An 11544-nucleotide genomic window follows, 5' to 3' on the forward strand; every position below is an offset into this window, starting at 1 on the left:
CCCACCCCCAACCCCTCCCCTAAAGGGGAGGGGCTTCAAGAAAGCTACACCCGCGTCGACGACGGCGTGCGCGAAGGCGGCGAGGTCAGCATGTTCTACGACCCGATGATCGCGAAACTCATCACCTGGGCCCCCACCCGCGAGGAGGCGATCGACCAGCAGATCGCCGCGCTCGACGCGTTCGAGATCGAGGGCCCCGGCAACAACATCGACTTCCTCTCGGCGCTGATGCAGCACCCGCGCTTCCGCAGCGGAAACATCACCACCGGCTTCATCGCCGAGGAATATCCCGACGGCTTCCACGGCGCCCCCGCCGCGCCCGACCTGATCGAGGCGCTCGCCGCGATCGCCGCCTTCGCCGCGACGGCGGAAGCCGACCGCGCGCGCCGCATCGACGGGCAGCTCGGCAAGCGGCTGCGTCCGCCGTCGGACTGGTCGGTTCGGATCGGTGACACCGATCATCTCGTCGCGATCTCGACCGACGGCATTACCGTCGACGATGCCGATCTCGACATTGCGCTCGAATATACGCCGGGCGACCGCACCGTCGAAGCCGAGCTCGACGACGCCCCGCTGACGGTCAAGATCGCGCGCACCCGAACCGGCTTCAAGCTCACCACCCGCGGCGCGAGCCATGTCGCGCGAGTCCTGCCCGCGCATGTCGCGCGCTATGCGCAGCACATGATCACCAAGATCCCGCCCGATCTCTCGAAATTCCTGCTGTGCCCGATGCCCGGCCTGCTGATGCGGCTCGACGTCGCCGCGGGCGACAAGGTCGAGGCGGGCCAGCCGCTCGCGGTGGTGGAAGCCATGAAGATGGAGAACATCCTGCGCGCCGAAAAGGCCGGCACGGTCAAGTCGGTCAACGCCGCGCCGGGCGACAGCCTCGCGGTCGACGCCGTGATCCTCGAGATGGAATAGCGTTCGGCGGGATCAGGCGATCCCGCCGCGCCCCCCCTCGACCTCGAACCGCGCGATCGTCGACACGCTCGACTGCGGATCGAGCGCATTGGCGAGGCCGCGGAACTCGACCGTCGCCCGATCCGCCTTCAGCTCGACCTGCCCGAAGCCGCGCACTTCGTTCTCGGCATAGCGGAACCCGGGATTGAGCCGCGCCTCCTGCTTGAATTCCGCATGGTGATAGAGCGAGGTGATCGACCCGCCGACGAACTCGGCCGCGATCGGTGGCTGCTCGGGATGGTCGGGATGCCGGATGTCGGCGGCGGCGAAGGCGTGGATGTCGCCGCTCAGCACGATCGGGTTGGGCGTCTTGGCCTCGGCCCAGCGGCGGAAGATGCGCTCGCGCGCCGCCGGGTAGCCCTCCCACCGGTCGGCGGCGTGGAGGTCGACGCCGCGCTCGGGATGCGCCGGATCGATCTGCGCGAACGGCGCCATCAGCGTCTGCTGCGCGAGCAAATTCCAGCGCGCGCGCGTCGTGCCGAGCTGGTCGAGCAGCCAGCGTTCCTGCACGCCGCCGAGCATCGTCCGCGCGGCGTCGTGCCGATCGGGGCAATCGCGCACATTGACGAGATATTGCTTGTGCGCGGCAAGCAGTTCGGGCGGCTGGCAGGCGCGCGCGCCGCGATATTGCCGATCGTCGATGATCTGGAACTGCGCGAGCGTCCCCCAGTCGAGCGCATGGTAGAGCCGCGCGTCGGGCCCCGCCGGATGCGCCGCGGCCCGCAGCGGCATATGCTCCCAATAGGCGCGATACGCGGCGGCGCGGCGCTGCAGGAACAGCGCAGGGTCGCCGTTCTTCTCGTCGAGCGCGCCGGCGTAATCGTTGGCGACCTCGTGATCGTCCCAGGTCGAGATCCACGGCGCGGCGGCGTGTGCCGCCTGCAGCAGGGAGTCCCGCTTGTAGCTCGCGTAGCGCAGCCGATAGCCCTCCAGATCGAACGGCTCGGGGGTAGGGTGGCGCCGCACACCGTCGTCGGTCGGCGCGTTTTCGTAGATATAGTCGCCGAGGAAGACGATCAGTTCGGGGTCGGCGGCGACGACGTGGCGCCACGCGGCGTAATAGCCCGCTTCGTATTTCTGGCATGACCCGAAGCAGAAGCGCAGCGCATCGACCGGCGCACCGTGTGCCGGAGCGGTGCGCGTTCGACCGACCGGGCTGACCGCGCCGCCAGCGATGAAGCGGTAGAAATAGCCGCGCCCCGGCCGCAGTCCGGCGACCTCGACATGCACCGAATGCGCCGCGGCCGGATCGGCGAGCGCGCTCCCCGAACGCGCGATCCGTTCGAAGCGTTCGTCCTCGGCGACTTGCCAGCGGACCGCGATCGGGTGTGGCGGCAAGCCACCGTGCGGCGCGAGCGGCTCGGGCGCGAGCCGGGTCCACAGCACGACGCCGTCGGGCGCCGGCTCGCCCGATGCGACGCCGAGCGTGAAGGGATCGCTCCCGGTCGCGCGCACGGTCGCGCGCGCCGGCATCGTAAGCAGCGCAGGCGCAGCAAGCATCGAGGCCGTCAGAATGTCGCGCCGCGAGGGATGAAGCATGAAAATCCTGACCTGAGCGAACGCTGACCGCGCTATCGCTTACCACCGTTACCGTTGCGCGACACGGCGAGATATCGCTGCGTTGGCGCAGCGCGGGCCGCACGCGTGCTGTCATCTCTGCGTCATCGTCACGACGCGCGACTGACGCAGATCGTGCCTAAGTGCGGGCAAGCTAAGGCATAACCGGCTCAAGACCGGCATCGGCCCATGCGACGGATTACCCAGGGGGCCTTCATGACATTCGAACCTTTGCGTCGCCCGATCGGGCTGGCGATCGCCACGCTATTGGCCTCGACTACGCTGTCGAGCGCTGCCGCGGCGCAAGATGCGCCCGCCGCGACCGCCGCGCAGCCGGCCGACACCGCCACCCCCGCGGACGATCAAATCGCCGACATCACCGTGGTCGCACGCAAGCGCGCCGAGAACGTCCAGTCGGTGCCGATCCCGATCACGGTCATCACGCCGGCCGAGCTCAGCCGTCAGAACCTTGTCAACTTCACCGATTTCCAGACCAAATTCCCGGCCTTCTCGGTCTATCTGACCAATCCCAAGCAGCTCAATCTCGGCGTCCGCGGGATCGGCAACAACGGCTTCAACACCGATGGCATCGACGGTTCGGTCGGCATCTTCGTCGACGGGGTCTATACCGGGCGGCAGGGGATGGTCTCGACCGACTTCACCGATCTCGCCGATGTCGAGCTGCTGCGCGGGCCGCAGGGCACGCTGTTCGGCAAGAACACCTCGGCCGGCGCGGTGATCATCAACACGCTCAAACCGAGCTTCGACTTCGCCGCCAATGCCGAAGCGACGGTCGGCAACCAGGGCTATAAGGAGGTCAAGGGCGGCGCGACCGGCGCGCTGATCCCCGACAAGCTCGCGCTGCGCCTCTCGGGCTATTACAGCCAGACCGACGGCAATTACCGCAACCTGTTCAACAACACTTATCAGAATGCCCGCCAGGGGCAGGGTGTCCGCGCGCAATTGCTCGCGACGCCGACTGATACCCTCTCGGTCCGGCTGATCGGGACGTACAATCACCAGGCCTTCCCAACGATCTCGCCCGTCATCCTGCAGGTCTATGATCCGACGCTGCTCAAGGCGCGAATGGCAGCGGCGGGCTATACGCTGACCACCGGCACGGCGCGCAACCGGCTGATCAACATCGACGGCGCGCTCAACGCCGTGACCGACACGCGCGCGGTGAGCGGCGAGATCAACTGGAGCGTCGGCGCGAGCACGCTGACCGCGATCACCGCGTTCGAGCATTGGAAATGTTTCACCAACAACGACAATGATTACACCCAGCTCAATGCGATTCCCGATTACGGCTCGTGCAACGACGAGCACCAATTTTCGCAGGAACTGCGCTGGCAGACCGCGCGCAACCGGCCGATCGAGCTGACGCTCGGCGGCTTCCTGTCGCGCCAGAAGCTGCAGGTCGATTCGCGGATCCGCTTCGGCAACCAATACAATATCTGGGCGGCCAATCCCTCGGCGACGCTGTTCCCGACGGTCGGCGGCAAGACCTGGGCGCAGGGCGCTTACGCCAACCAGATCGCCGGGCTCGGCTTTGCCTCGCGCGCGCTGTTCCACACCGATACCGAAGCCGCGTTCGGCAACGTCACTTGGCATCCCGACGCTGCGCGCCGGCTCGCGCTCGACGGGGGCTTGCGCTATACCTGGGAGCACCGCACCGAAGTCTATGCCGGCTCGGTCAGCTCGAACCTCGGCAATTTCACCACCGCGCAGATCAACGCGCTGTCGCCGTCGGGCGCCAATGCGCAGCTCGGGCGGGTCGACGATCGGCTCAACGACCGCTCGCTGTCGGGCGAGGGCAGCGTGAGCTACAAGGTCACGCCAGCCGTGATGCTTTACGCGAAATATGCGCGCGGCAACAAATCGGCCGGGTTCAATCTGCTCCCGGTCAACGCCTCGAACCCCGACGCGAGCGTACTGCGCGCGGTGACGCTGTACGGCGCGGGGCAGCAGGTCAAAGGCGAGAAGACCGACAATTTCGAGGCCGGCATCAAAAGCGAATGGTTCGATCGCCATCTGCTGCTCAACCTCACCGGCTTCCACACCGTGGTCCACAATTACCAGGCCAACGAGTCGGTCGGCGTCGGCAATACCGCAGCGAAATTCCTCGCAAATGTCGGCTCGCTGACGTCGGACGGGGTCGAGCTCGAGGGCGAGGCGTTCCTGTTCCGCGGTTTCCACCTCAAGGGCTTCGCCGCGTACAATCACGCTTATTATTCGTCGTTCCACAATTCGACCTGCCCCGCGACGACGACCGCGTCGGTGTGCGATCTGACCGGGCGCCAGGTCGCCTGGGCGCCGAAATGGACCGCCGATCTCACCGCCGACTACAGCCATGCGGTGAGCGACGACGCGGTCGGCTACGGGCTGGTCGACGTGAACTGGCGCAGCAAGCAGAACACGACGATCACGCTCGACCCGACTGCCGAGATCGCCGCTTACGCCTTGGTCAGCGCGCGCGTCGGCTTGCAGCTCGATCACGGCAAGTTCGATATGCAGATCTGGTCGGAGAATCTGCTCAACAAAAGCTACTTCATCAACCTGCTCGGCCTGACCAAGTCGACCGGCATCGTGCAGGGCTATCCCGGCAGCCCACGGACCTTCGGCGGAACGGTCAAGGTCAAATATTAAAGTGGCGAGGTGTCCGGTCGCGCAAGGCGACCGGACAACCCCGTTTCAAGCAGCAGGCCGTCGGGACACATGGTCGATCGTACATGCCTGACCGTCGAGTCGGGCAGAGCTTGGCATGGCCGACGATAAGGCGTTCTGGCTACAACTCCTTCAAATAGACGGATCCGTTCATCTGGCGGAAAGAAACCGTTGCAGAAATGTGACAAAAAACGCGTCGCTGCGGTTTTTTCCGTTGCGGTGCAACATCGGCCGCCAAAGCTTGTTAGAGGGCGCACCGGGAAACGGGATCGACACCCCGGCACGCCCCCAAACGTCCGCAAATAAGGTCATTTCAAATGCGCACTCTTAAACTCGCGGCTGCCGCCTTGGCAGTCGTCGTCGCCGCTCCCGCCTTCGCGCAGGACGCCCCCGCCGCAGCGCCGGTCGAAACCGGCCCGACCGCACCCGACGGCAGCCGTGCATTCGGCATCGAGCCCTATGTCGGCGTGCTGGGCGGCTGGGAGCAGTTCGACAACGAGCGTAACCACGGCATCCCGCAGGCGCTCAACGCCAACGGTTCGATCCGCAACAACTACCGCCTCGCCGGCGCGCTCGTTCAGGGCGTCGCGGGCATCAACGTTCCGCTCGGGCCGGTGTTCGTCGGTGCCGAAGGCAGCGTCGCCAAGGGCGTTTCGGGCAACATCAACTGGGAATATGGCGCAGCTGGCCGCTTCGGCGTTCGCGCCGGTGACAGCGGCATGTTCTACGGCAAGGTTGGCTATCAGTGGGTCGATTTCGACCATTACTCGACCTATTCGACGGGTAACCGCGCCGAGAAGAACTATGGCGCGATCACCTACGGGATCGGCACCGAGTTCGGCCCGAAGGACATCGGCCTGAAGGGCATCACCGGCAATGCCGGCTTCCGCATCCGTGCAGAAGTCAACACCTTCGGCAACTTCCACAGCCTGCGGCCGATGATGGGCGTGATCACGCACTTCTAAGCCAAACTTTTTCGGACAGCGCGAGGGGGCGGGGAATGGCGACATTCCCCGCCCTTTTCGTGTCCGGCGTAGCCGCGTGGGCGCAGCTCAGAAGTCGCTGTGCAGCCGCACGCCGACCGTCTGCGGGACGATCGGGATGATATACGGCCGCTGCCCGCAGCTGCCGCATTCCTGGAAGCGGCCGATCTGGCCGCGCGAATCGAACGCGTTCTGCAGGAACAGCTCGATACTAAAACGATTGAACTCGGCGCCCACCGCAAAGTCGGCGGTGGTGAAGGCGGCGAGGCGGCCGAGCAGCGCGGCGGGGTTGTACACGTCTCCGGTCGGATATTTCGACGCGGTGCGGATGTCCGACGCGGCCGAGCTCTGATACGCCACGACCCCCTGGCCATAGGCCTTGAAGCTGCCGACCGGCACGGTGTAGCGCGCCGACGCCGTGCCCTTGAAGCGCGGCGTGATCGGCAGATGCGTCCCCGCCGGCGCCGAGACGATATTGCCGTTGCCGGTATCGGCGCAGGTGTAGGTCGGATCGTCGATCAGGCAGAGGTTCTTGCGCGTCTTGGCGTCGTTATACGCCCCCGAGGCGCTCAGCGACAAACCGCCGAGATTGAGGTTGCCGTTGAGCTCGACGCCGCGGACGCGCGCGTTGGGGCCGTTGTGGATCTCGGTGAAGCTGTTCGCGCCGAGATAGGAGAATTGGAACTTGTCCCAATCTTCCTGGTAGATCGCGCCGTTGATATGCGCCTTGCCGCCGAGCAGCGTGGTTTTCGCGCCGAATTCGTAATTGGTCAGATAATCGGCGGCGTACGGCGCGACATCGGCGCGACGGTTGATCCCGCCCGGCCGGAACCCGCGCGAGACGGTGCCATAGAGCAAGACGCCGTGGACCGGCTTCCAGCTCAGATTGGCGCGATAGGTCACGCCCTGGCCCGACGCCTTGACCGGCTCGACCCCGACGCCGCCGACATAGGTGCCGAGATTGGTGCAAGGGCTTCCGGGAAGCGCGCCGGGCGCGAAAGCGGTGCTGGTCCCCGCATCGACCGCGTCGCGCAGCCGTGCGCCGGTGGTGGTGAAGCAGCCCGCCACGCCGGTGCGCGAGCTGCCCGCGCCATTGTACGGCGTGTCGGCGTAATTGCCCGACGGGTTACGCCCGAAGCCAAAGAAACCGATCAGCGAATTGTCGTAGATGAAGGCGCGCGCGCCCGCGGTGGCGGTGATCGTCGGGGTAATGTCGAAGCTCGCCTCGCCGAACATCGCATAGTCCTTGTCGACGCGGTGCTGCTGCGTCAGCCACAAGGTGCCGGGATGGCCGTTGACCGACAGCGCATCGGCGAGCCCGGCGACCTTGTAATCCTGGTGGATGTCGTTGCTCTGGCGCTGATAGAAGGCGCCCGCGACGATCCGGAAGCGGTCGCCCGCGGGGCTGGCGACGCGCAGTTCCTGGCTCAGTTTCTTGAAATGATCGGTCGCCAGCACGTTCTGCAGCGGCGCGATCTGCTTGCCGGCATTGTCCTTGTAATAGAAATAGCCGGCGAGGCCGCCGACCGACGAATAAAGGTTGTCGTACGCCTCGGCATAATCGGTGTAGTCGCTCGACTGCGCCGCCTTGCGGTCGAGATAGGCGCCGGCATAGGTCAGGTCCCAATTGCCGACCTTGCCCTCGATCGTCAGCGCGGCCTGAACGTAGCGGTCGCGGCGATATTCGGGCAGGAAATGCTGGAGCTTGAGGTCGCCGACCTTGGGATCATAGCCATAGGCGCCGTGGCTGCGGGTATCCTGGTACATGACGGTCGGCGTCACGGTCCAATTGCTGTCGAGATCGATCTTCAGCGCGGCGCGGCCGCCGGCGATCTCGGTGTCGTTATAGTCCTTCTTGACGAACTTGGCGTTGTTGACGGTGATCGCCGCGCCGGTGTTGGGATCGGGCAGGAAGGTGCGCGTGCCCGCGACATTGTCGATATAGCCGGCGTCGCGCTCATAGAAGCCGACCACGCGCAGCGCGATATCCGGCGACAGCGGGATGTTGAGCATCCCCTCGGCTTTGCCGCCGAACCCGCCCTTGCTGACGTGATTGCCCTCGATATCGGCGCGGCCGTAGAAATGCGAGAGATCGGGCTTGTTGGTGATGATGCGGACCGTGCCCGCCTCCGACGACGCGCCGAACAGCGTGCCCTGCGGCCCCGACAGGCTTTCGATGCGCGCGACGTCGTAGATATGGACGTCGAGATTGCCGCCGACGGTGGTGACCGGCTGCTCGTCGAGATACACGCCCACCGCGGGAAGCGAGCCCGAATGATTGCCTTCGCCACCCGCGGCGATGCCGCGCTGGTAGATCACGATCTGGCCGGGATTGCCGCCGGCATTGGCGGCGGGCTGGAACGACACCGAGGGCAATTGCTTGGCGTATTGCGCGAAATTGGTGATGTTGAGCTGGTCGAGCGCCTTGGTCGGCAGCGCCTGGACCGCGATCGGCACGCTCTGCAGCGTTTCCGAGCGCTTGGTCGCGGTGACGACGATGTCGCCGCCATTGTCTGTCTGCACGGCCGGCGCCGGCTCGGCAGGCGTGGTCTGCGCCAGCGCCGGAGTGACGCACGCGACCGATGACAGCAATGCAGCGACGACGGCGCGGTGCCCGAACAGCGACATCAATTTCCCCCTTACGATATTGCGGAGAAACTGTTCGCGACTGCGGTATCCGTCAAGCGCACTGCAACATGGGCGCAACAATCCTGCCGAACCGTTGCGGAATTACAACGAGTTCGGGGCCGCCGGGTACTGGTCGAGGGTCGCGCCGAGCGCTGCCTTGAGCGGGTCGAGCCACGGCTCGAACGGTTTCCACGCGTCGGTGCCGTCGCGGAAGATCGGGCGGCGGACCTGTTCGGAGCTTGCGGTGCGGACGGCGCGTTCGGTCTCGTGGAAGGCAAGGCAGGCCGGCTCGAAGGCGAGGCCGCACGCCGAGAGCAGCGCGCGCACCGTCGCCTCGGTATCATCGACCATATCCTCGTACAGTACGCGGTGGACGCGGCCCGGCAGCACAGCATCGACATGCGCCATCAGCCGCACATAGTCGCGGTAGTAGCGCCCCATATCCTCTAGTCCGTAGCTGAAGCCCTGGCCACGCGCGAAATGCTGTTTGAAGTTGGAGAAGCAGCAGCCGAGCGGATGCCGCCGCGCATCGATGATCCGCGCGTTGGGGAGGATCAGCTGGATGAAGGCGACGTGCGCCCAATTGTTGGGCAGCTTGTCGATGAACAACGGACGGTCGGTGCGCCGCTGGACGCGGGTGCGCGCGAGATAGGCTTCGCCCGCTTCGCGCAGCCGCTCTGGCGACCAGTCGGCGAGGCCTTCGGGGTAGTGCGCCTCACCGCGGGCGAGCGCGGGGATGTCGGGGAGTTCGCTCGTGCCCTCGACTTGGCTGTGGCTCGACAGGATCTGCTCGATCAGCGTCGACCCGGCGCGCGGCATCCCGAGGATGAAGATCGGGTCGGGGGCAGGGCAGCCGAAATCGGCACGCTCGGCGAAGAAGGCGGCATCGAACGTCGCGATGCTTCGATCCACGAAGCGCGTCGTCTCGTCGGCGTCATACGCCAACTGGGCGCGGCGGCGCGCATTGCCCGCGGCATAATGCGCGAACGCCGCCTCGGCCTGGCGGCGATCCTCCAACGCCTTGCCGAGCGCGAAGTCGAGGTGGAAGCGGTCTTCGTCCGAAATCCCCGTCGCGGCGAGCGCCGTTTCCATCCGCGCGATGTCGGCCTCGTCGAAGCGTACGGTCTTGAGATTGGCGAGGCTCCACCACGCTTCGCCCAGACTCGGCAGCAGGTCGATCGCGCGGCGGTAGGCGGCGATCCCGTCGGCCTGGCGCCCGACGGTCTTGAGCATATGGCCAAAGCTCATCCACACGCGCGGCTGTGCCGGAGCGTCCGTAAGGACGTGCTCGTACAAGGCGATCGCCGCGTCGAAATCGCCGATCCGGCCGAAGGCGGCCGCCTGGAGGTTGGCGTGACCCGGGTTGTCGGGGTCCTCGACCACCACGGTGGCGAGCTCGGCGATCGCCTCGGATGGGCGGTTGAGGCGGTAGAGCACCAGCGCGAGATTGGCGCGCGCCGCGGTGAAGGCGGGCGACAGCTCGATCGCGCGGCGCAGCAATGCCTCGGAATCGCGATACCGCCCGATCCGCCCGGCAAGCTCGGCGAGCATCCGCATCGCCGCGACGTCGAACGGATCCTGCTTCAACTGCTGCTTGAGCAGCGGCTCGGCATCGGACAGCCGATTGTCGTGGAGCGCCAGCGCGGCCTCGACCAGGGCGGGTGCGTAACGCGGTTGCGATAGGGGAGGGGATGCCATGCGATCCCCGTGTAGCGCCGCGATGCGCCCCCCGGCTAGCGGGGGACGCATTTCATGCCGCAGCGATCAGAAGGCGGCGGACAGCGAGACGACCAGCTTGCCCGACGAGATAGACGACCCATTCTTGGTCGAGGAGAAATTGGGCAGCAGATAGGCGGCGCGACGACTCGAAATGTCGGTGCCGACATAAGCGAGGCCGAGCGTTACCGGCTTGAACGTCACGTCGAGCCCGACGAGATAGTCGAGATACTTCCCCGTCGGCGCGACGCTAGTGCCGTTCGGCCCGAGCCCGGGATTGCCCCAGGAATAGCCGAGATGCGCCTTGGCGGTCACCGGCGTGGTCGGGATCCCGGCGCTGACATCGCCCCACAGATAGGTATTGTCCTGGGTCTGCCCGCGGCTCTGCGGCGTGTTCGAGAAATTGCCGAGCGCGCGCTGCTTGGGCGCATAAGCGACGCCGGCGAGCGCGCTGACGGGCCCGAGCGTCGTCGACAGCTTGGCATAGCCTTCGGCGAAATCGGTGAGATCGGCGCCGCCCGGATACATGTACCAGGTCAGCCCGACATCGACCGCGGTCCCGCCGCCGAGGCTGCGCTTATAGCCACCGTACAAATCGAGCTCCATATTGGCACCGCCGAAGGTGCCCCAACCGGCGAGGTTGGACGCCCAGGTGCCGACATAGAGGCCTGATCTGTGCGTGGCGGAAATGCCGCCCTGGATCGCGGCTTCCTTGTCGCTCTGCGAGACGCCGCGGAAACGATAGTCCGATACGATCGCGACCGAGCCGGATACGACGATCGGCGGTGGCGGATCGGTTTCGTCGGCCAGAGCTGGCGTGGCGATGACGGTCAGCATGGCTGCCGCGATGGTGGAATAGATCTTCACTGGAACCCCCTGGATCGGTCGAACGGGTCCCGCCTGCTGCCCCGACCGTCGCCGCATCTCACCGCTAGCGCTTCTCCAAACGGGAAGCGATGGGGCGGCGATCGGCCGGAACTCCATTTTTGTATGAGGGGCGTGCTGCTGCTTTCTTGCCGCTCGGTGACGAACT

General features: G+C 66.1%; 7 protein-coding genes. 3 read left to right on the plus strand and 4 right to left on the minus strand.

From position 1 onward, the window contains the following. On the plus strand, positions 1–921 hold a 921-nt coding region (locus RH90_RS02500), incomplete at its 5' end, for a biotin/lipoyl-containing protein (RefSeq protein WP_332306557.1). A 12-nt stretch (positions 922–933) separates the two neighbouring features. Here RH90_RS02500 and RH90_RS02505 read toward each other — a convergent pair. Further along, positions 934–2499: an alkaline phosphatase D family protein gene (locus RH90_RS02505; protein ID WP_010183667.1), complete on the minus strand. Its 1566-nt coding sequence runs from the start codon at positions 2497–2499 to the stop codon at positions 934–936. Positions 2500–2733: 234 nt separating this feature from the next. Between RH90_RS02505 and RH90_RS02510 the strand changes: the two genes are divergently transcribed. Continuing rightward, positions 2734–5166: a TonB-dependent receptor gene (locus tag RH90_RS02510; protein WP_010183670.1), complete on the plus strand. Its 2433-nt coding sequence runs from the start codon at positions 2734–2736 to the stop codon at positions 5164–5166. A 335-nt stretch (positions 5167–5501) separates the two neighbouring features. Continuing rightward, a complete protein-coding gene (locus RH90_RS02515; protein WP_010183671.1) occupies positions 5502–6149 on the plus strand; it encodes an outer membrane protein in 648 nt (215 codons plus the stop codon). An 87-nt stretch (positions 6150–6236) separates the two neighbouring features. Here RH90_RS02515 and RH90_RS02520 read toward each other — a convergent pair whose 3' ends face one another. The 3 genes from RH90_RS02520 to RH90_RS02530 all read right to left on the minus strand — a co-directional run bounded on the left by RH90_RS02520 (position 6237) and on the right by RH90_RS02530 (position 11378). Next, a complete protein-coding gene (locus RH90_RS02520; RefSeq protein WP_010183673.1) occupies positions 6237–8795 on the minus strand; it encodes a TonB-dependent receptor in 2559 nt (852 codons plus the stop codon). A 102-nt stretch (positions 8796–8897) separates the two neighbouring features. Next, a complete protein-coding gene (locus RH90_RS02525) occupies positions 8898–10493 on the minus strand; it encodes a tetratricopeptide repeat-containing sulfotransferase family protein (RefSeq protein ID WP_010183674.1) in 1596 nt (531 codons plus the stop codon). Positions 10494–10559: 66 nt separating this feature from the next. Continuing rightward, positions 10560–11378 carry a TorF family putative porin gene (locus tag RH90_RS02530; RefSeq protein WP_010183675.1) on the minus strand — a complete coding sequence of 273 codons (819 nt, stop codon included), beginning with the start codon at positions 11376–11378 and terminating at the stop codon, positions 10560–10562. Between the last annotated feature and the right edge of the window lie 166 nt (positions 11379–11544).

It is taken from the genome of Sphingomonas sp. PAMC 26605 (genome assembly GCF_000241485.1).
Lineage (GTDB): Bacteria > Pseudomonadota > Alphaproteobacteria > Sphingomonadales > Sphingomonadaceae > Sphingomonas.

What these genes read in the sequence shown, in the direction of transcription:
- RH90_RS02505 (WP_010183667.1), bottom strand. Translation starts at nt 2,499, where the DNA reads ATGCTTCATCCCTCGCGGCGCGACATTCTGACGGCCTCGATGCTTGCT.
- RH90_RS02510 (WP_010183670.1), top strand. Translation starts at nt 2,734, where the DNA reads ATGACATTCGAACCTTTGCGTCGCCCGATCGGGCTGGCGATCGCCACG.
- RH90_RS02515 (WP_010183671.1), top strand. Translation starts at nt 5,502, where the DNA reads ATGCGCACTCTTAAACTCGCGGCTGCCGCCTTGGCAGTCGTCGTCGCC.
- RH90_RS02520 (WP_010183673.1), bottom strand. Translation starts at nt 8,795, where the DNA reads ATGTCGCTGTTCGGGCACCGCGCCGTCGTCGCTGCATTGCTGTCATCG.
- RH90_RS02525 (WP_010183674.1), bottom strand. Translation starts at nt 10,493, where the DNA reads ATGGCATCCCCTCCCCTATCGCAACCGCGTTACGCACCCGCCCTGGTC.